Source organism: Aeromonas sp. R2-3 (genome assembly GCF_040908375.1).
Lineage (GTDB): Bacteria > Pseudomonadota > Gammaproteobacteria > Enterobacterales > Aeromonadaceae > Aeromonas > Aeromonas veronii.
The window spans coordinates 1-19860 of record NZ_JBFODP010000007.1 but is presented as its reverse complement, the minus strand read 5'-3'; the positions used below and the strand labels follow the sequence as shown (position 1 = coordinate 19860).

Annotated in this window: 20 protein-coding genes and 1 riboswitch; of the genes, 11 read left to right on the top strand and 9 right to left on the bottom strand. The window is 60.6% G+C overall.

The genetic code is table 11. The features are described 5' to 3' along the window. Nucleotides 1–37 precede the first annotated feature (37 nt). Nucleotides 38–499 carry a DUF6314 family protein gene (locus tag AB5Z02_RS02790; RefSeq protein ID WP_279464078.1) on the top strand — a complete coding sequence of 154 codons (462 nt, stop codon included), beginning with the start codon at nt 38–40 and terminating at the stop codon, nt 497–499. 124 nt (nt 500–623) lie between these two features. On the opposite strand, the gene AB5Z02_RS02785 is transcribed toward AB5Z02_RS02790, so the two are convergent. Continuing rightward, a complete protein-coding gene (locus AB5Z02_RS02785; protein WP_005339236.1) occupies nt 624–785 on the bottom strand; it encodes a hypothetical protein in 162 nt (53 codons plus the stop codon). Next, entirely contained in the window at nt 770–1669 is a 900-nt protein-coding gene (locus AB5Z02_RS02780) for a DMT family transporter (RefSeq protein ID WP_005357113.1), read from the bottom strand. The genes AB5Z02_RS02785 and AB5Z02_RS02780 overlap by 16 nt, the downstream gene beginning before the upstream one ends. A 91-nt stretch (nt 1670–1760) precedes the next feature. Here AB5Z02_RS02780 and AB5Z02_RS02775 point away from each other — a divergent pair, with 91 nt between their 5' ends. Next, on the top strand, nt 1761–2720 hold the full coding sequence (locus AB5Z02_RS02775) for a LysR family transcriptional regulator (RefSeq protein ID WP_106844425.1): 960 nt from the start codon (nt 1761–1763) through the stop codon (nt 2718–2720). Here AB5Z02_RS02775 and trpS read toward each other — a convergent pair. Both trpS and AB5Z02_RS02765 read right to left on the bottom strand, forming a co-directional pair. Further along, nucleotides 2699–3712 carry a tryptophan--tRNA ligase gene (gene trpS / locus AB5Z02_RS02770; protein ID WP_368215223.1) on the bottom strand — a complete coding sequence of 338 codons (1014 nt, stop codon included), beginning with the start codon at nt 3710–3712 and terminating at the stop codon, nt 2699–2701. The two genes, AB5Z02_RS02775 and trpS, sit on opposite strands and share 22 nt — an antisense overlap. Before the next feature lie 192 nt (nt 3713–3904). Then, nucleotides 3905–4342, bottom strand: a complete 438-nt coding sequence (locus tag AB5Z02_RS02765) for a universal stress protein (RefSeq protein ID WP_005339229.1) — start codon at nt 4340–4342, stop codon at nt 3905–3907. A gap of 401 nt (nt 4343–4743) precedes the next feature. On the opposite strand from AB5Z02_RS02765, the gene fabV reads away from it, so the two are divergent. The 6 genes from fabV to AB5Z02_RS02735 all read left to right on the top strand — a co-directional run bounded on the left by fabV (nt 4744) and on the right by AB5Z02_RS02735 (nt 11728). Continuing rightward, entirely contained in the window at nt 4744–5931 is a 1188-nt protein-coding gene (gene fabV, locus AB5Z02_RS02760) for an enoyl-ACP reductase FabV (protein ID WP_368215221.1), read from the top strand. Between the two features lie 92 nt (nt 5932–6023). Then, complete coding sequence (gene ftnA / locus AB5Z02_RS02755) at nt 6024–6548, top strand: non-heme ferritin (RefSeq protein ID WP_005339225.1); 525 nt, start codon at nt 6024–6026, stop codon at nt 6546–6548. A 150-nt stretch (nt 6549–6698) separates the two neighbouring features. Beyond that, nucleotides 6699–7883, top strand: a complete 1185-nt coding sequence (locus AB5Z02_RS02750) for an NAD(P)/FAD-dependent oxidoreductase (protein WP_204384766.1) — start codon at nt 6699–6701, stop codon at nt 7881–7883. Between the two features lie 81 nt (nt 7884–7964). After that, nucleotides 7965–9638: a sensor histidine kinase gene (locus tag AB5Z02_RS02745; protein ID WP_201914571.1), complete on the top strand. Its 1674-nt coding sequence runs from the start codon at nt 7965–7967 to the stop codon at nt 9636–9638. A gap of 46 nt (nt 9639–9684) precedes the next feature. After that, the gene (locus tag AB5Z02_RS02740; RefSeq protein WP_194495417.1) at nt 9685–10428 is read left to right on the top strand and encodes a LytTR family DNA-binding domain-containing protein; all 744 of its coding nucleotides are present in this window, start codon (nt 9685–9687) and stop codon (nt 10426–10428) included. A 109-nt stretch (nt 10429–10537) separates the two neighbouring features. Beyond that, nucleotides 10538–11728 carry an MFS transporter gene (locus AB5Z02_RS02735; protein ID WP_005339218.1) on the top strand — a complete coding sequence of 397 codons (1191 nt, stop codon included), beginning with the start codon at nt 10538–10540 and terminating at the stop codon, nt 11726–11728. Nucleotides 11729–11801: 73 nt separating this feature from the next. On the opposite strand, the gene AB5Z02_RS02730 is transcribed toward AB5Z02_RS02735, so the two are convergent. The 4 genes from AB5Z02_RS02730 to AB5Z02_RS02715 all read right to left on the bottom strand — a co-directional run bounded on the left by AB5Z02_RS02730 (nt 11802) and on the right by AB5Z02_RS02715 (nt 14729). Further along, entirely contained in the window at nt 11802–12926 is a 1125-nt protein-coding gene (locus tag AB5Z02_RS02730; protein ID WP_368215218.1) for a 5-(carboxyamino)imidazole ribonucleotide synthase, read from the bottom strand. Then, a complete protein-coding gene (purE, locus tag AB5Z02_RS02725) occupies nt 12923–13432 on the bottom strand; it encodes a 5-(carboxyamino)imidazole ribonucleotide mutase (protein ID WP_368215216.1) in 510 nt (169 codons plus the stop codon). The genes AB5Z02_RS02730 and purE overlap by 4 nt, the downstream gene beginning before the upstream one ends. Before the next feature lie 63 nt (nt 13433–13495). Next, on the bottom strand, nt 13496–13798 hold the full coding sequence (locus AB5Z02_RS02720; protein ID WP_005321666.1) for a hypothetical protein: 303 nt from the start codon (nt 13796–13798) through the stop codon (nt 13496–13498). Nucleotides 13799–13802: 4 nt separating this feature from the next. Beyond that, complete coding sequence (locus AB5Z02_RS02715; RefSeq protein WP_127007931.1) at nt 13803–14729, bottom strand: sodium-dependent bicarbonate transport family permease; 927 nt, start codon at nt 14727–14729, stop codon at nt 13803–13805. Between the two features lie 108 nt (nt 14730–14837). Here AB5Z02_RS02715 and AB5Z02_RS02710 point away from each other — a divergent pair, with 108 nt between their 5' ends. The 3 genes from AB5Z02_RS02710 (at nt 14838) to murI (ending at nt 18783) form a co-directional block, all read left to right on the top strand. Continuing rightward, nucleotides 14838–15740 carry a LysR family transcriptional regulator gene (locus AB5Z02_RS02710; RefSeq protein WP_107683393.1) on the top strand — a complete coding sequence of 301 codons (903 nt, stop codon included), beginning with the start codon at nt 14838–14840 and terminating at the stop codon, nt 15738–15740. Nucleotides 15741–15775: 35 nt separating this feature from the next. Then, a riboswitch (cobalamin riboswitch) is annotated at nt 15776–15954 on the top strand. 51 nt (nt 15955–16005) lie between these two features. Next, on the top strand, nt 16006–17871 hold the full coding sequence (locus AB5Z02_RS02705; RefSeq protein WP_368215213.1) for a TonB-dependent receptor: 1866 nt from the start codon (nt 16006–16008) through the stop codon (nt 17869–17871). A gap of 108 nt (nt 17872–17979) precedes the next feature. Then, nucleotides 17980–18783 carry a glutamate racemase gene (gene murI, locus AB5Z02_RS02700; RefSeq protein ID WP_368215212.1) on the top strand — a complete coding sequence of 268 codons (804 nt, stop codon included), beginning with the start codon at nt 17980–17982 and terminating at the stop codon, nt 18781–18783. 7 nt (nt 18784–18790) lie between these two features. Here the strand turns inward: murI and AB5Z02_RS02695 are convergent, their stop codons facing one another. Continuing rightward, nucleotides 18791–19282 (bottom strand): RNA-binding protein, encoded by a 492-nt coding sequence (locus tag AB5Z02_RS02695; RefSeq protein WP_005342104.1) that lies wholly within the window; start codon nt 19280–19282, stop codon nt 18791–18793. Between the last annotated feature and the right edge of the window lie 578 nt (nt 19283–19860).

The window sequence follows — 19860 nt, the reverse complement described above, 5'->3', positions numbered from 1 at the left end:
GTTTGATTTATCATCAGTTGTCAATTTTAAGGGGGCTATGATGGCCGAGATGGAAGCGGCAATCCAGCGTTTATGGGGGCGATTGCCACAGGTCGGAGCATTTTCCTTTACCGCCAGCAATGGCGAGAGGTCGGCGACCGACTGGAATGGTCGTGGCGAGGGGGTTGTGGCGGTGATCGATCATCAGGGGGGCTGGCTGTTTAACGAGCAGGGCCGTTACATCACGCCCCATGGCAGGGAACTCACCATGCACAACCGCTTCTGGTGGCAACGCAGTGAACGGGGGATCCGTCTCTCCCATTTGCGTTATGAAGCGCCGGTCGAACTGTTCGAGCTGCTGCCGCAAGGAGATGGCCGCTGGCTGACCGCCGAGCCCCATCTGTGCGGGGCGGATCACTACAGCGCCGAGTTGACCGAGATCGACGGCGGTTTCTTGCTGAGCTGGCAGATCACCGGGCCGCGCAAGAACGAGCGACTCAGCTATCGCTATCTGCTCTGACGCCGGCTGGCAGGCATAAAAAAACCGGCGCAGAGCGCCGGTAGCGGGGGACAAATCGGAGGTTTTTTAAAACAGTCCCAAAAACAGGAGAGATAGACTCTCGTCACACATTCAGAGATGGACTTCAGGCATTCAGGGCATAGCTCAGCATGGCTTGCAGCTTGCTATCGAAGAACCAGGGCAGCAGTACCATCAGCAGGCCCAGGATCCCGGCCAGCCGCTGGCGATATTGCCAGCCGGCAATCAGTACCAGACCACCGCACAGTGTGGTCAGGATGCCTGACATAGGGAGACCTCGCGCTGCATGCGACGCTGCTGCGCCCACTGGTTCATGGCGACCGAGCCGAGGATCAGGGCCAGAGCAACACCTGTGGTGGGGTGGATCTGTTCGCCGAGGAACAGGGCACCCAGCATCACGCCGAACAGCGGCACCAGATAGTTGCTGAAGGAGGCGAACGTCGGGCCGGCCTTCTGGATCAGCGCCATGTAGAGGAAGTAGACCAGACCGGTACAGAGGGTACCCAGCACGGTAATCGCGCTCAGGGCCTGGGTGCTCGGCAGGGTCAGGCTGCCGAGATCAACCATGAAGGGGGCGACCAGCAGCAACTGGATTGCCGAGGAGATCAGGATATTGCGGGCGACCACGACCGGATGGTCCTTGGCGAAGCGCTTGATCATCAGCAGGCCGATGGCGAAGCAGCTGGCACCCAGCAGGATGGCCATGGCACCGAGCAGACCGGCGTTCATACCCTGAGAGAGTTTCGGCCAGAACAGGGTGAGTACACCGGCAAAGCCGATGATCACGGAAAGCAGTCCGGTTTTGGTGATTCTTTCACCAGAAATAAACAGCGGTGCAGCCAGAATGGTCACAAACGGGATACAACCCATGACTACGGCGGCGATGGCGCTATCCACATACTGTTGGCCCCAGGCGACCATGATGAAGGGGATGGTGGCATCCAGCAGGGCGATCAGCATATAGGTGCGCCACGGGGTGTGCTCACTCTTGAGCCGCATGAACAGGCAGAGCAGACCCAGGGTCAGGCTGCCGCACAGGGCACGACCGGCAGCCACCAGAATGGGGGGCAACTCGGCAACGGCCTGGTGCATGAAAATGAATTGGGAACCCCACAGCAGGCCAATGGCCAGCAATAACAGATAGCTACGCATTTGAATCTCCGATGTATTAAGCCAGCGCATTCTAGGCAATCTGTTACTATGGTAAAAATGAATTATTGGCATTTAACTATGGCTAATATCGATGGATAGCTCGCTCGCCCGTCTCGACCTAAACCTGCTCGCCGTATTCGACATGCTGATGCAGGAGCGCAATGTCACCCGTGCCGCCGAACGGCTGCATCTCTCCCAATCCACCGTCAGTCACGCCTTGGGGCGGCTGCGAGTGGCGCTGGATGATCCGCTGTTCGTGATGAGTCGGCGCGAGATGATGCCGACCGAGCGAGCCAAGGCGCTGGCCGGTCCGGTGCGCCAGGCGCTGGCGATGCTGGAGCAGGGATTGCGGCAGGCCAAAGGGTTTGATCCCGCCAGCGCGCGGCGGATTTTCCGTATCGCCACCCCGGGCTCGGTGGAGCATGGGTTGGTGCCGGTGCTGGTGGAGCGGCTCCATCGGCAGGCGCCTCACTGTCGGCTTGAGGTGTGCGAGCTGGCCGACAGCAACTACGAGCGGGAGCTGGAGAAGGGGGAGCTGGATCTGGTGATCGGTTTCGCCGGGGCGAATCATCTCTCACCTCGCTTGTGGCGGGAGGAGTGGTTCAACAACCCGCTGGTCTGCCTGTCGCCGCTCGGCAGTGAATTGCCCGATGTGCTGACCCCGGTCGAGCTGGTGAGCCGTCCCCACATCCACACCTCCAGCTGGGGTCACAGCCAGGCGATGGTGGAGCTCTGGCTGGCTCGCTTCGGGGTGGAGCGGGAGTTGGGCGTGCGGTTGCCGAGCTTTATGGCGGTGCCGCCGCTGATGGCGACTGGCCGCTATCTGGTGGTGGTGCCCGAGATGATCGGGCGCCACTTCTGCCGCTACTACCCGCTGCGGATGCACCAGCTCGACCCCGCCATCCCTATCGTCTACCTGATGGCGGGGCACCCGCTGACCGCTCACGACGAAGCGATCGGCTGGTTCAAGAGCCTGCTGCACCAGCTGGTGTTCGACCTCTATGGCGACGATGCGCTCGGGACTCCCGCTCAGCGGATGCTGGCGAAGTAGTCGAGCCCCATGGCGCTTTTCACCTCCGCCAATACCTCATCGGTGATGATGCGAGCCTGCTCGGTGCCCTGATAGAGCAGTTCCAGCAGCATCTTCTTGTCGGCAATGGCCGCGGCACGGCGCTCCCGTATCGGGGCGAGCAGGGTCTGCAGGCAGTCATTGAGCACCTGTTTGCAGCGCATGTCCCCCAGTCCGCCTCGTCGGTAGTGGGCCTTCATCTCGGCGACCAGCGCCTTGTCGGGGTGGAAGGCATCGAGATAGGCGAACACCGTATTTCCCTCCACCTGACCCGGATCGCTCACCTTGAGGTGGTTGGGGTCGGTATACATGGCGAACACCGCCTGTTTGACCTCTTCCGCCGACATGCCGAGTTCGATGGTGTTGCCGAGGGATTTGGACATCTTGGCCTTGCCGTCGATGCCGGGCAGGCGGCCGGTGTCGCTCAGGATCGGCTGGCACTCGGTCAGCACTTCTTTGCCTACCAGAGAGTTGAAGCGGCGGACGATCTCGTTGGTCTGCTCCAGCATCGGCAGCTGATCCTCCCCGACCGGCACATGGCTGGCGCGAAAGGCGGTAATGTCGGCGGCCTGACTCACCGGATAGACCAGAAAACCGGCCGGCAGCGTGCGTTCGAACCCTTTTTGCTGGATTTCTGCCTTGACGGTGGGGTTGCGCTCCAGCCGGGCGACGCTGACCAGATTGAGGTAGTAGCAGGTGAGTTCAGCGAGGGCGGGCAGGGCGCTTTGCAAACAGAAGGTGGTCTTGGCCGGGTCGAGGCCGACCGCCAGATAGTCGGCCATCACCTCCAGTACGTTGTCGGTCACCTTGGCCGGGTTGTGGCCGTTGTCGGTCAGCGCCTGCAAGTCGGCGATCATCACGAATTGACGGTAGTGGTGCTGGGCTTCGACGCGCTGGCGCAGGGAGCCAACATAGTGGCCGATGTGCAGTTTGCCGGTGGGACGATCGCCAGTCAGGATTACGGGGTTGTGCATGTCACTCTCTCCAGTTGGGTGAGCCGGGAGGCGACAAAGGGATAAAAACAGTTGACCGCCTCTCGGCGGTCACGGTGTTTTCTTTGGGAAATTTACAATAGAAACGCGGTGCCGCCTGTTTAGGAGCAGCACCACCAGTAGTTGTGATTGAATGCGGTCATATTCATAGCAAATCAAACTACGCCGGTTTCATTACTTCTGCAAGGGGACGACCAGCAGATCGCACGGCACCGTATTCATCAGCTGACGGGCGCTGGAGGTGAGCAGGCTCCAGAAGCTCTGGCGATGGCCGCACACCAGCAGGTCGATCTCGTACTCCTTGACCGCCTGATTGACCCGCTCGCTCAGATCGCCGCAGATCACCAGCTTCTTCTCGATGGGATAGTCCACCGAGGCCAGAAATGCCTCCAGCTTCTCTTTCGCTTCGGCGATCACCTGATCCTGCACGTTGTCGATGTCGATATCGATCATCTCGGTGTAGAGATCCTTGAGGTCCACATCGACATGGATAACCGACAGCTTGGCGCCGTTGGAGCGGGCTCTGTCCACCGCCTTGTCGATCACCTTGCGGTTGTCTTCAGAGAGGTCGATCGCGGCCAGAATATGCTTGTAATAGGTTGTTCCACTCATGGGGGTTCTCCTTACCGATCCTTCAGCCCACTATACCAATCTCTGCTGAAACTAAAATGGTGCCTCAGGCACAGTTTTGGGATTTAAATGAGTTTAATGACGTGTGACACAGGGTCAGCCACTCAGTTATTAACCACCATTTGCCTATAAATTAAACAAGAGTTTGACGCCGGTCACACCCCTCGGCTTGCCGATCAGGGGGGAGAGGCATAGGATGGGCCCGTGCTTCGCAATGAACACAAAACAACAAAAAGCATCTGAATACCGCTTTGGGGAGCCACGTGCTCCCTTTTGTTTATCCGCCTCATTTCTTGCCGCTTTTCTGACTGATAGCGATCCGGCATCAAGTTAATCTCCTTCGATTTGGTTATGCTGTAGCCAGTTTCTTTGGAGGCCTTCCCATGATCATTCATCCCCAGATTCAAGGTTGTGTTGCCCGCAACTGTCACCCCATCGGCTGTCGCGCCGCCGTGCAGCAGCAGATCGAACGCATCAAGGCTGCTGGCCCGTTCAACGGCCCCAAGCGGGTGCTGGTGCTGGGTGCCTCCTCCGGGTTTGGGCTGGCGTCGCGCATTGCACTCGCCTTTGGTGCCGGTGCCGACACCATCGGTATCTCGTTCGAGCGTGGCCCCTCCGACAAGGGGCTCGGCAGCGCCGGTTGGTACAACAACATCTGGTTTCGCAAGGAGGCGGAGCAGGAGGGGCGTATCGCCATCAACCTGATCGGCGATGCCTTCTCCGACGGCATGCGCCAGCAGGCCATCGATACCATCCGCCAGCAGCTTGGGCAGGTGGATCTGGTGATCTATTCGCTGGCGAGCGGCATCCGGGTGCTGCCCGATGGCACGCAGGTGCGTTCGGTGCTCAAGACCACCGGCCAGCCGTTCAGCGGTTGGGGGCTGGATCTGGAGCGCGATACCTTGGTGCAGCAGTCGCTGGCACCTGCCACGCCGGAGGAGATCCGCGACACCGTCACCGTGATGGGGGGCGAGGATTGGCAGCTCTGGATGCAGGCGTTGCAGCAGGCCGATTGTCTCGCTCCCGGCGCGCAGACCGTGGCCTACTCCTACATCGGCCCCGAATCCACCTATCCCCTCTATCGGGATGGCACCATCGGTTATGCCAAGGAGCATCTGCACGCCACCGCCGAGACCATCAACCTGCAACTGGCCGAGATTGGTGGCCACGCCTGGGTGTCAGTCTGCAAGGCGCTGGTAACCAAGGCGAGCGCCTATATTCCTGTGCTGCCGGTTTATCTGGGCCTGCTGATGGGGGTAATGAAGGAGCGCGGTGTGCACGAAGGCTGCATCGAGCAGATGCAGCGACTGTTCGCCGCCAAGATGTACGGGCCCAATGGGGTGGTGGCCGATGGTAACCGGCTGATCCGGATGGATGACCACGAGCTCGACCCGGCCATTCAGGCCGCCGTTTCGGCGCTCTGGCCCAAGGTGACGCCGGACAATTTCCACGCCCTGGGGGACTTTGCCGGGCTGCGGCAGGATTTCATGCAGCTCAACGGCTTCGAGCTGCCGGGTGTCGATTATGCTGCGCCGGTGGATGTCGCCTCCCTTAGGGAGCTGACCCCCTGAGCTGAAAGAAACGGGATCTCCCTCTCGTTGGCGGGTTGATTCGCGGCGGGAGTGTGGCGACAATCGATACCAAATCACTGAGGAGAAACAAGATGCTGGCCCAAGCCATGATCGAGAAGTTGAACGAGCAGATTAACCTGGAGTTCTACTCCTCCAATCTCTATCTGCAGATGAGCGCCTGGTGCGAAGACAAGGGCTTTGAAGGGGCGGCGACCTTCCTGCGTCAGCACGCGGTCGAGGAGCGCCAGCACATGGAGCGTCTGTTCACCTATGTGAGCGAGACTGGCGCCATGCCCAAGCTGGGTGCCATCGATGCCCCTCCCCACGAGTTCAAGTCGCTGGGCGACGTGTTCCGTACCACCCTGGAGCACGAGTACCACATCACCAAGTGCATCAATGGACTGGCTCACGTGGCCTTCACCACTCAGGACTACTCCACTTTCAACTTCCTGCAGTGGTATGTGGCCGAGCAGCATGAAGAGGAGAAGCTGTTCAAGAGCATCGTGGACCGTCTGGGTCTGGTGGGTGAAGATGGCAAAGGCCTCTACTTCATCGACAAGGAGCTGGCCGAACTGGCCAAGGGCGCCCCTGCCAGCATCATGGACAGCAACGCCTGATAGTCGTGGACACTTAGTGTTCAGCCAGTACAATAACGGCCCTTTTAAGGGCCGTTGTTTATTCTGGTGGGCTGCCACTATGGTTGTGTTCCGCCAGAGGTAATCACGGTTCTGGCCAGGTGCCGTTTCTATTTTGATAAGTGAGTGATGATGAAGCAGGTCGATGTGGTGGTGATCGGGGCCGGTGCGGCCGGATTGATGTGTGCGGCGCAGGCGGGCTATCGGGGCCGCTCCGTGCTGGTGCTCGACAATGCCAAGAAACCGGGCCGCAAGATCCTCATCAGTGGCGGCGGTCGCTGCAACTTCACCAACCATCAGGCTGGCGCTCACGCCTACCTGTCGGAGAATCCCCACTTCAGCAAGTCGGCGCTGGCCCGCTACACCCAGCAGGACTTTATCGATCTGGTGGACCGCCACGGGATCAACTATCACGAGCGCACCCTGGGGCAGCTGTTCTGTCTCGAGAGCGCCAAGGATATCGTCGATGTGCTGCTCACCGAGTGTGACTGGGCCGGGGTGACCCTGCAGTTCCAGACCGAGATCCTCACCGTCAGCAAGCAGGACGAGGGCTTTCTGCTGACCACCAGCAAAGGTGAGGTCGGCTGTCACTCGCTGGTGGTGGCGACCGGCGGTCTCTCCATGCCCAAGCTGGGGGCGACCCCTTATGGCTTCAAGCTGGCGGAGCAGTTCGGCCTCAAGGTGCTGCCGACCCGCGCAGGTCTGGTGCCATTCACCCTCCATCAGGCAGAGAAAGAGGCGTTCGCCGATCTGGCGGGCATCAGCCTGCCGGTGGCGGTGACCGCCGAGGATGGCACCCGCTTCAAGGAGGCGATGCTGTTCACCCATCGCGGCCTCTCCGGCCCCGTCATCCTGCAGATCTCCTCCTACTGGCATGCGGGTGAGAAGATCCACATCAACCTGCTGCCGGAGCTGGATATTCCGGCCGCCCTGCGTGAGTGGGCGCAGGCACACCCGGCGCAGGAGCTGAAAACCGTGCTGGGGCGCGAGCTGCCCAAGCGCTTCGTCGACAAGTTGGTGGAGCTGGGTCAGCTGGTCAGCAAGCCGATGCGTCAGTACAACGAGCGGGAACTGGAAGCGGTGGCCAACTTGCTGGGTGACTGGCAGATCCTGCCCAACGGCACCGAGGGGTATCGCACCGCCGAAGTGACCCTGGGCGGCGTCGATACCAACGAGCTCTCCTCCAAGACCATGGAAGCGCGAAAGGTGCCGGGTCTCTACTTCATCGGTGAAGTGGTGGATGTGACCGGCTGGCTCGGCGGCTACAACTTCCAGTGGGCCTGGTCCTCCGGCTGGGTGGCCGGTCAGTACTGTTGATGTCACAGGGGCTGGTTTATCCGGCCCCGATTTATTGGTCAGGGTTATGGTGATCGGTCGGGTTGCCGCAAGGGGGCGCAGATGCTTGAGAATCAGATGATGTTGTTGGCGGTGTTCGAGCGGGCAGCGCTGATGCTGATGACCCTCTTCTTCCTGACCCGCACCCGGCCATTCCAGCGGCTGTTCCAGAAGCGGGATCACACCCCGGCCGAGCTGGTGCTGGTCGCCACCATCTTCTGTCTGTTTGCGGTGTTCAGCACCTACACCGGTATTCCGGTGGAGGGGGCGCTGATCAACGTGCGGATCATTGCCATTATCTCCGGTGGCATCCTGTTCGGTCCCTGGGTCGGCATTCCGGCCGGGGTCATCTCCGGTTTGCACCGCTACCTCATCGACATGGATGGTCACACCTCTATCCCTTGCCTGATTGCCAGCATCATTGCCGGTCTGCTCGCCACCTGGCTGCACCTGCGCTGCCGCAAGTCGCGGCTCTGGCTCTACGGCATTCTGGCGGGGATGCTCTGCGAAGGGCTCACCATGCTGCTGATCTGGCTGCTGACCGAGCCCCACGAAGTCGGGGTGGAGATCGTTAACCATATCGCCTATCCGATGATCGCCGGGGCGCTCTGCATCGGCCTTATCATCAAGCTGGTGCAGGATCTGGATGACGAGAAGGAGCTGATTGCTGCCAAGCAGGCCAAGCTGGCGCTCGATATCGCCAACAAGACGCTGCCCTTCTTCCAGAACATCGATCGCCACTCCCTCAGTCAGGTGTGCGATGTGATCCGGCGCGACATCAGCGCCGATGCGGTGGCCATCACAGATACCCATGACGTGCTGGCCTATGTCGGGGTGGGCAAGGATTACTACGAGCTGGACGAGCACCACGCCATCAGCGGCATGACCCAGCAGGCGGTGCTGCTCGACCAGATCATCATCAACAACGATCTGCGCCAGTATCACCTCTCCGATTTCCACTCGGTCATCATTATTCCGCTGCGGGAAAACGGCTCGGTGAGCGGCACTCTCAAGATCTATTACCGCCGCACCCACAGCATCACCAGCTCGCTGCGGGAGATGGCGGTGGGCCTGTCCCAGCTCATCTCCACCCAGATGGAGGTGTCGCGCATCGAGCAGCTCAAGGAGATGACCCGCAAGGCGGAGTTCACCGCCCTGCAGAGCAAGATCAACCCGCACTTCCTGTTCAATGCCCTCAACGCCATCTCGTCGCTGATCCGCATCCGGCCCCAGCAGGCGCGCCAGCTCATTGCCAATCTGGCGGACTACCTGCGCTACAACCTCAACAAGGGGGATGAGCTTATCGACATTCAGGAGGAGCTGCAGCAGGTGCGCGACTACGTGGCCATCGAGCAGGCCCGCTTTGGCGACAAGCTGGAGGTGGTGTTCGAGGTGGACGATGTGCACATTCAGGTGCCGAGCCTGCTGTTGCAGCCGCTGGTGGAAAACGCCATCCTGCACGGCATCCAGCCCCGCAGCGCGCCGGGTCGGGTTACCATCGAGGTGAAACAGCTGGCGGGGGGCATCCGGGTCGCGGTGCGGGATACCGGTTATGGCATTAGTCAGGCTGTAATCGACGGGGTGGCCGCCGGTCGGGTGGAGAGCCGCAGCATCGGCCTGATGAACGTGCATCAGCGGGTCAAGCTGCTCTATGGCGACGGCCTGCACCTCAAGCGGCTGGAGCCGGGTACCGAAGTGAGTTTCTATCTGCCGGATCAGGAGTCGATGCCATGCTGAGTGCCATCATGGTTGAGGATAAGTGTGTGCCGCGAGAGGTGTTGTCATGCTGAAAGCGATCATTGTGGAAGACGAGTATCTGGCCCGTGAAGAGCTGGCCTATCTGGTGGGGCAGCACAGCCAGATCGAGATAGTGGCGAGTTTCGAGGATGGGCTGGAGGCGTTCAAATACCTGCAGGATCATGAGGTGGATGTGGTCTTCCTCGATATCCAGATCCCCTCCATCGATGGCCTGCTGCTGGCCAAGAACCTGCACAAGTCGAGTCATCCGCCCCACATTGTCTTCGTTACCGCCTACAAGGAGTTTGCGGTGGAGGCGTTCGAGCTGGAGGCGTTCGATTACATCCTCAAACCCTACAACGAGCCGCGCATCATCAATCTGCTGCAAAAGCTCGAGCATGCGGGCAAGTCGCAGCCAGCCACCACAGGGGAGGCGAGCGGCGAGGGGAGCAGCCCCCACAATCGCACCGTCAATCTGGTGAAGGGGGAGCGCATCATCGTCACCCCCTGCGAGCAGATCTACTACGCGGAAGCCGACGAGAAGCTCACCTATGTCTACACCCGCGACGATCGCTACGTGATGACCATGACCATCAGCGAGTTTGTCAGCCGGCTGCCGGCCGAGGGGTTCTTTCGCTGCCACCGCTCCTACTGCGTCAACATCAACAAAATCCGCGAAATAGTCCCCTGGTTTAACAGCACTTATCTCATCCGGCTCCATGATCTGCCGTTCGAGGTGCCGGTCAGTCGCAGCAACATCAAGGCGTTCCGTCAGCTGATGCGGCTCTGATTGTCATTCATTCCCGCCGATCTGCATTTCATGCCTTAATCGATCGGCGCGAACTGCGTCTTGCCTATAGTGGCCTCAATTTCCTTAAGGCCATCGACCGAGACGCATCATGACCATCGATCTGAACCGCACCCGGTACCTGACACTGATCGGTACCATTATCACCCAGTTCGCACTGGGTTCCGTCTACACCTGGAGCCTGTTCAACGCCCAGCTCTCCGACAAGCTGGACGAGCCGGTGAGTCAGGTCGCTTTCGCTTTCGGCCTGCTCAGCCTGTCGCTGGCAGTTGCCTCCTCCATGGCGGGCAAGCTGCAGGAGCGGTTCGGGGTGCGTAACGTGACGCTGGGTGCTGGCGTGCTGCTCGGCATCGGCTTCTTCCTCACCGCCCATGCCAGCAATCTGGCGATGCTCTACCTCTGCGCGGGCATTCTGGTCGGTTTTGCCGACGGTACCGGTTACCTGATGACCCTCTCCAACTGCGTGAAGTGGTTCCCGGAGCGCAAGGGGCTCATCTCCGCCTGCTCCATCGGTGCCTATGGCCTCGGCAGTCTCGGTTTCAAATACATCAACCTGCTGCTGCTCTCCAGCTCCGGCCTTGAGACCACCTTCCAGCTGTGGGGGCTGATCGCCATGTCCATGGTGCTGGTGGGCGGTATGCTGATGAAGGATGCGCCCAAGCAGGCCGCCTCCGTGCAGCAGAGCGAGAGCCGTGACTTCACCCTGGCCGAGGCGATGCGCAAGCCGCAGTACTGGATGCTGGCGCTGATGTTCCTCACCGCCTGCATGAGCGGCCTCTACGTCATCGGCGTGGCCAAGGATATCGGCGAGAAGATGGTGGGTCTGCCTGCCGTGGTCGCCGCCAACGCCGTCGCCATCATCGCCATGGCCAACCTGGGTGGCCGTCTGGTGCTGGGTATCCTCTCCGACAAGATGTCCCGCATCCGGGTCATCACCATCGCCCAGCTGATTACCCTGGCGGGCATGGCGCTACTGCTGTTCGTGCCGCTCAATGCCAACCTGTTCTTCGTGGCGGTCGCCTGTGTGGCATTCAGCTTCGGTGGCACCATCACCGTCTACCCCTCGCTGGTGAGCGACTTCTTCGGTCTCAACAACCTGACCAAGAACTACGGCGTCATCTATCTGGGCTTTGGTCTGGGCAGCATCATCGGCTCCATCGTGGCCTCCCTGTTTGGCGGCTTTATGGCGACCTTCCACCTGATCCTGGTGTTGCTGGTGGTGGCGCTGGTGCTCTCCCTCACCATCCGCCTGCCGGCACCGGTAGCGGTGGAGCGGGCCTGATAAGCCTCCCTGCCATAGCAAACAAAAACAGAGACCCGGGCCATGCCCGGGTCTTTGCATTTCCGATGCTCGATCAGCGTGGCGCTAGCCCCAGCAGCTGGCGGGCCTTGCGGCAGGTTTCCTCCACCGTTGACCAGTCGTCACCGGTTACCGTGATATGACCCATCTTGCGGCCGGGGCGGGGTTCGCTCTTGCCGTAGAGGTGCAGATGCAGGCCGGGCAGCGCCAGCAGGGAAGCCCAGTCGGGCGTGCCGTTCTGCCAGAGATCCCCCAGCAGGTTGATTAACAGGGCGGGCCGCACGGCGTTCAGCTTTGGTAGCGGCAGATCGCACAGGGCCCGCACCTGCAGCTCGAACTGGCTGCATGCGGCGTTGTCGAGGCTGGGGTGACCCGAGTTGTGGGGGCGGGGCGCCAGCTCGTTGACCAATAGCCTCCCCTCCACCAGAAAGAATTCCACCGTCAGCACCCCGACGTAATCCAGGGCGGCGATCAGTCGCTCAGCGATCCCTTTGGCTTCGTTCTCCAGCGCCGGCACGTTAGCCGGGGAGCGAGTCTGGTCGAGAATGCCGCCGCTGTGCCAGTTCTGCACCAGCGGCAGGGCGCTGATGGCGCCGCTCGGACTGCGCGCCAGGGTCAGGGCAAGCTCCCCCTCCAGCGCCAGCCGTTTTTCCAGCACGCAGGGCACACCACTCGCTGCCAGCGCCGTCGCCAGCTCATCCAGATTGTTCACTTGCCACTGCCCCTTGCCGTCGTACCCTTCGCGGGCCGTTTTGAGAATGGCGGGCAAGAGTTCGCTGGCCTGTGCGGGGATGGGCTCTTCCGGCAGTAGCGCCAGATAGGGGGCGACCGTGATGTTGGTTCCGCGCAGAAAGGCTTTCTCCTCGCGGCGATCCTGACAGATGCGCACTGCGCTGGCGGCCGGGCGTACCGGCTTTTGTTGTTCGAGCAGAGCGAGGGTGGCGGCTGGCACGTTCTCGAACTCGCAGCTGATGGCCTCGCAGCGGCTGGCCAGTTGGTGCAGAGCTGTCTGGTCGTCATAGGGGGCGACAATATGGTGATCGGCGGCGGCCCCGGCGATGCTGGCCGGATCGGGATCCAGTACCACCACCTTGTAGCCGAGGCGGTGGGCGGCCATCACGAAGTAGCGGCCAAGCTGGCCGCCCCCCAGCATGCCGAGGGTGGCGGGAGGCAGGATCATGTCGGCTCCTCCAGCGTGAGGGCCAGCACCCGGTCGCGCTCGCGGGTGCGGAAGTCGTCGAGCTGCTGCCGGTAGCGGGGAGCATCGTCATCCCGGGCGACCGAGAGCAGGGAGACCGCAAACAGGGCGGCGTTGGCTGCCCCCGCTTCGCCGATGGCGAAGGTGGCGACCGGCACCCCTTTAGGCATCTGCACGATGGAGAGCAGGGAGTCCATTCCCTTGAGATGGCGCGAGGGAATGGGCACCCCCAGCACCGGCAATGTGGTCTTGGCAGCGACCATTCCCGGCAGGTGAGCGGCGCCACCGGCCCCAGCGATGATGGCGCGCAGACCGCGCTCGCGGGCAGTGGCGGCATACTCGAACAGCAGAACCGGGGTGCGATGGGCCGAGACCACCTGTGCCTCGTAGGGCACGCCGTGCTCCTTGAGGATGCGGGCGGCGGCCTGCAGCACGGGCCAGTCGGAGTCGGAGCCCATTACCAGGCCGATCAGCGGAGGGGTGTTCATGTGTATTTGTTCCTTGCTGTTAAACGTTTGCTTTTGGTAAACAAAAAGAGCCGGCAAGCCGGCTCAGAATTTCTCGGGTCGCACGATTTCGACCGGTTGCAGAAAGGCGATCATGGCGTAGTCGGGGTAGTAGCGACTCTGCAGGTGGGCCAGCAGCCGCTCTGCCTGCTCCCGACTGCAGATCGCCTCCAGCCGGATGTTGCCGCTCTCGCTCCAGCTGGCGTTGCGCTCGCCATGATCCCCCCGGCCGCGGGCATCTGTGATGGTGTAGCCGCGCAGCCCCTCGCGGGTGAGGGTGCGCAGCAGGGTCGGCTCCAGATTGGCTTCCGTAATGACGGTCAGCAGGGTGCGGGTCTCGGTCTGCATGTGGCTACTCCGTGAAGTGGCGGGCCCAGCTGTGGTAGAGCGGGATCCCCAGCATGATGTTGAACGGGAAGGTGACCCCCAGCACGGCGCTGAGGGACAGCCCCGGGTTGGCCTGAGGCACGGCGATGCGCATGGTAGCCGGCACGGCAATATAGGAGGCGCTGGCCGCCAGGGTAGCCAGCAAGGTCAGGCCGCCGAGAGAGAGGCCCATCAGCTGGCCAGCCGCCAGCCCCAGTCCCGCCGAGGCGAGCGGCATCAACAGGGCGAAGCCGAGCAGGAACAGGCCGTGGCGGCGCAGATCCTGACACTGACGGGCGACGATCAGGCCCATCTCCAGCAGGAACAGCGCCAGCGCACCCTTGAACAGGTCGACAAACAGCGGTTTGAGTGGGGCAATTCCGTCCGGCCCGGCCAGATAGCCGATGGCCATACCGCCGAGAAGCAGGGTTACCCCTTTGCCGAGGAAGGTCTCGTGGGCCAGCATGCGCCAGCGGGTCTCGCGGCTGATGCCGCGGGCCAGCACTATGCCCACCAGAATGGCGGGGATCTCCATCACCGCGAGGAAGATGGAGAGCTGTGATTCAAAGCTGATGCTCCGCTCGGTGAGCCAGTTCACCCCGACCGCAAAGGTGGCGACGCTGACCGAACCATAGTGGGCGGCGGTGGCGGCGGCATCGACCCGGTTCATCTTGAGGCGCAGCACGGCAAAGCCGAGCAGGGTCTGCACCACGCCGAGCAGGATCACTAGCGCCAGTTGTGGCAGCAGAGGTTGCAGGGATTGCTGGGCCAGACCGACGCCGCCCTTGAGGCCGATGGCCAGCAGCAGAAAGAGAGAGAGGGTGTCGTAGAGGGCGGGCGGCAGCTTGAGCTCGGATCGCACCAGACCGGCCAGCAGACCAAACAGAAAGAAGAGTACAACAACGTCCAGCATGATGGTTCGCAGGGCAGTTCAGATAATGGTTGCATGCTAGAGCCCGCAATGTTTCGATAAAATCAGATTTTCGCTGATGGTTGTTCGGTAAAAACTGATAGGGACGGCATGCTCAACTACAAACAGCTCTACTACTTCTGGCATGTGGCGCGCAGCGGCAGTGTGACGCAGGCCGCCGAACAGCTGCATCTCACGCCGCAGACCATCAGCGGTCAGGTCGCCGAGCTGGAGCAGTCCCTTGGGGTGGCGCTGTTCAACCGGGTGGGGCGGCGTCTGGTGCTGACCGCCGCCGGACGGCAGGCGCAGGAGCAGGCGGGGGCGATTTTCTCGCTCGGTGCCGAGCTGGAGCACACCCTGCGCCACGCCAGTCAGGAGCTGACCATGCAGGTGGGGATCGCCGATTCGGTACCCCGCACCCTGGCGTTCGAGCTGCTGGCTCCCGCCATGGCGCTGGCGACGCCGCTGCGGCTGGTGTGCCACGAGGAGCGGGCCGAGCAGCTGTTCAGCGAGCTGGCCCGTCACAAGCTGGATATGGTGCTGATCGATCGCCCGCTTCCCCCCGACAGTGGCGTGCGCGGCTACAACCACGAGCTGGGGCGCAGCCCGCTGGCGCTGTTTGCCAGCCCGGAGCTGGCGGCTCGGGCGCGGGACGGCTTTCCCGCCTCGCTGGAGGGGTTGCCGCTGCTGATCCCCGGAGAGAAGTCTGCCACCCACGATCGGCTGCTGGCGTGGTATCGTCAGCAGGGCATTCATCCCCATCTGGTGGGGCAGTTTGATGACTCCACCCTGATGAAGTCGTTCGGCAAGGCGGGGATGGGGATCTTCCCGGCACCGCTGGCAATGGCTGACGAAATTGGCCGCCTCTACGGGGTGGAGCGAATTGCGACCCTCACCGATGTCACCCTCTCTTACTATCTGGTCTCGGCAGGACGCCATCTCTCTCATCCCGGGGTACAGGCGGTGATGGAGGGCGCCCAGCAGCGGTTGGCGGCGCTGGCTGGCAATAAATAGAAATCTGGATGGCTATACATCCAGCTTGGCTCTGCCTATAATCCTCCCGCTTTGGCGCATCATGCTTAATAGGGAATCCGGTGAAAATCCGGAGCTGGCGCGCAGCGGTAAGGGGGAACGAAGCGACATCAGGGCACTGCCGTCAGGCGGGAAGCCGTCGCCGTAGGCCATCAGCCCCCGAGCCCGAAGACCTGCCAGAGTTCGTATTTCGGGCCGAGAGAAACCGGCCACGAAGTAGATACTTACGCGAACTTAAGGATCTCTCATGTCGAAGAAATTTCTGGCGGCTGCCCTGTTGCCGACGGCGGCGTTTGCCCAGCAGCTGACCATTCCCGTCAATCCTACCATGGTGGTGACCGCTACCCGCGTCGCCCAACCTGCCTCCAGCGTTCTGGCCCCGGTCAATGTGGTGACCCGGGACGAGATCGATCGCCTGCAAGCCCAGACCGTGACCGATGTGGTCAAGACCCTGCCCGGTGTGGAAGTGGTCAGCAATGGTGGCCGAGGCCAGCTCAGCTCGCTGCGGGTGCGTGGTGGCACCTCTTCCCAGACGCTGGTGCTGGTGGATGGGGTACGCAGTGCCTCCCTGACCGCCGGGATGACCGAACTGAACAATCTGCCACTCAATCAGGTCGAGCGGATCGAGTATCTCCGCGGCCCGCGCGCCACCATCTACGGCTCCGACGCCATCGGCGGGGTGATCAACATCATTACCCGTCCCGACAAGGGGACAAATCAGCACAAGTTCAATATCGGTGCTGGTTCCCATCAACAGCGTCAGGCCGCTTTCAGTAGTGCCAGCCAGGTAGGTGAGGCGGGTCAGCTCAAGGTGGCTGGCGGTTTTGATGATGAAGAGGGTTACAACGTACACCCCTTGCCCGGCATCAACGATGGTGATCGTCACGGGCATCAGGGCTACAACGCCATGCTGGACTACCAGCAGGCGCTCGGCAGCAATTGGGATCTGTTCGGTACAACCCGCTGGTTCCGCAATGTCGCCCAGTACGACCGCTCTTCTGCGGCTTCCGCCTGGGGGCCTGCCACCCATCAGCGCAACGAGACCTGGACTGAAAACCAGAGCTATCAGCTGGGGTCGCGCTATCACGATGAGCGCTATCTGAGTGAGTTGCGTGGCGCCTTCTCCAAACAGGATGCGTACGACTACCAGGACAACAGTGGCCGCGATCAGGCCAATACCCGGACCTACACCCGCCAGTACAGTCTGAACTGGGTCAACAGCTTGAGATTGAACGAGAGCTGGACGCTGGGAGGCGGGGCCGATTGGCAGAGTGATCGACTGGATGATCGCTCCCTCTCTTCTGGTGTGACTTACCCAGCCGATGCCAAAGAGCGCGACAACACCGGCCTCTATGCCCTTGCCCAGTTCGACAACCATACCTGGCAGGCCGAGCTGAGCGGCCGTAGCGATGACAACGAGCAGTTTGGCCGCCACAACACCTGGCAGACCGGCGCAGGCTGGCGCTTTGTCGAGGATTACCGCCTGAGTGCCCGCTACGGCACCGGTTTCCGCGCCCCCTCCTTTAACGACCTCTACTATCCGGGGTCAGGCAATCCTACCCTGAAGCCGGAAGAGTCGAAGAGCAGCGAGCTGATGCTGGACGGTCAAACCGCTGGCGTGGAGTGGCGAGCCACCGGTTATCGCAACGACTTCGAACAGATGATCCAGTGGGCACCCAACAGTCAGGGTATGTGGACACCACAGAACGTTGGCAAGGCGCGCATTGAAGGGATCGAGCTGGAAGGGGAGTTCGACACTGGCTGGTTGAGTCATAGGGTTTCTGCCGAGTACAAGGATCCCAAAGACAAGGTGACCGACAAGCAGTTGCAGCTGATCTCCCGTAAAGGGGCCAAGTGGGTGACTCAGGCGCAGTGGCAGCAGTTTGATGGTTCATTGAGCTGGATCTATCAGGGTGAGCGCTATGGCGATGTGGCTAACACCACCAAACTCGGTGGCTACAGCGTGTGGAATCTGGCTGTCGGCTACAAGGTCACCCCGGCGCTCAAAGTATCTGGCAAGATCAACAACCTGCTGGACAAGGACTATCAGACGGCGGTGGGTTACCCTGCCGATGAGCGCGCTTACTACGTGACAATGGATTACTCACTCTAAGCCGGACCCGGCCAAGCGGAAAAATCAGGGGCCCTGCCATTGGCAGGGCCTTTTCTATTGGCGGCAGGCGGGAGTATGATCGCCGCCTTGCAGCAAAGGGGAGCTCAAGTGGCCAATATTCTCGTGTTTGATTCCGGTATGGGTGGCCTGACCATCTACCGCGAGATCCGCCGCGTTCTGCCGGCACACAACTATTTCTACTGCTTCGACAACGCCAACTTCCCCTATGGTGAATTGAGCGAGCCCGCCCTGATTGCTGCCTGCACCCGCTTGGTGACCACCATGGTAGCCCGTCATCATATCGATCTGGTGGTGATTGCCTGCAACACGGCCAGCACCATAGCGCTGCCGGCCTTGCGTGAGGCACTGGATATTCCCGTGGTGGGGGTGGTGCCAGCCATCAAGCCCGCCGCTGCACAGACTCGCAACGGTTGTATCGGTCTGCTTGCTACGCCGGGCACCGTCAGCCGCGACTATACCCATGAACTGATCGCCCAGTTTGCTCCCGGCAAGCAGGTGCTGCTCAAGGGCACCACCGAGCTGGTCATAGAAGCCGAACACAAGCTGGCGGGCCTACCGGTCAATATGGCGCTACTGCACGAGGTATTGGCCGATTGGCTGGAGGGGGAAGAAAAGCCGGATACGCTGGTGCTTGGTTGCACTCACTTCCCGCTAATCAATGAAGAGATTGGGCAACTGATGCCGCAATGTCAGCTTATTGACTCGGGCAGTGCTGTTGCCAAACGGGTGGCCTGGTTGCTGAACAATGGCGGGCATACCGTCGTGCAGCCTGTACATACAGAAGAGGTTATTGCCAGGGCTTACTGTACCCGGCTGGATGGGGAGGCTCAAAAACTGACAGCCCCCTTGCAAGCATGGGGGCTGTCATCACTGGAAGAGGTGAAGTACTGACGAGCGGTTAGGCGTCAGCTTCGCTACCTTCTCTTTCCTCTTTATCACGTTTGTCATTTGCTTCACGCACCTTGAGGGTGCGCTGCTGATACTCTTTATCATTCAAAGCGGCAATCGCTTTGGCGGCATCGGCGGCGGGCATCTCTACGAAACCGAAACCTCTGCGCTTGCCGGTTGCCTTGTCTTTCATCAACCGTACGGAAATGACCTGGCCCTGTTCGGCAAACAATTCGCGCACTGCAATCTCGTTGGCGCGATAGGGCAGGTTGCCTACATATAAGGTGCAAGTCTCCTGATTGGCGATCGACTCGGCGACATTAGCCGGGGTTCGCTTCAGGAACAGCGGTACCACGAAACCGCCGATGGCCAGACCTGCTGCAAAAATCACTTCCGCTTTCAAAGAGAACTGCAGGGCCTGGGCAACCAGGTAGCCAACCACTGCCAATACCAGAGCAAGGATTGCGGCCTGCATATATACGGGAAACTTGGATAAATTCATCTTAAAAGACCTTTTGTAAATGAAAGCAAAAAAGGTGCAACACTATATTCACCTCCATGGTAACCAGCTTTCCTGATTGGCGCTACCATGGACTACTCGGGAGAGGTTATCGGCTCCAGTATGGCATTCCCAAGGTCACTAAAGGCGACATAAATGACGCTAAAATGGGAGTGAAATAACCGGATTGTGGATAACATTGTATATATACACTGAATAAGCTGTTTCTAATTGAATAATTTGAAATTTTCGTGATTTTCTTCAAAAAAAGTCTTGTCATCGCAGCGCCGCTCCCTATAATGCGCCCCTACCAGCACGGCGGAACACGCCAACCTGATGAGCCAGCTTCATAGTGAAGTGGGCGCCGAAAGAAAAGCGAAAACAATCGCTTGACTTTCGAAGTGAGAAGCGTAATATGCGCCTCCTCAACGCGACAAGCGTGACGCTCTTTAACAATTTGAATCAAGCAATCTGTGTGGGCACTCACAGCATCGAACATCAAAAACAATTTTTGATTTTCAATGTCTGGTGAAGTGACCAAGACGATTTCTTAGCAATAAGAAGTCGAACAGTTTATTTCA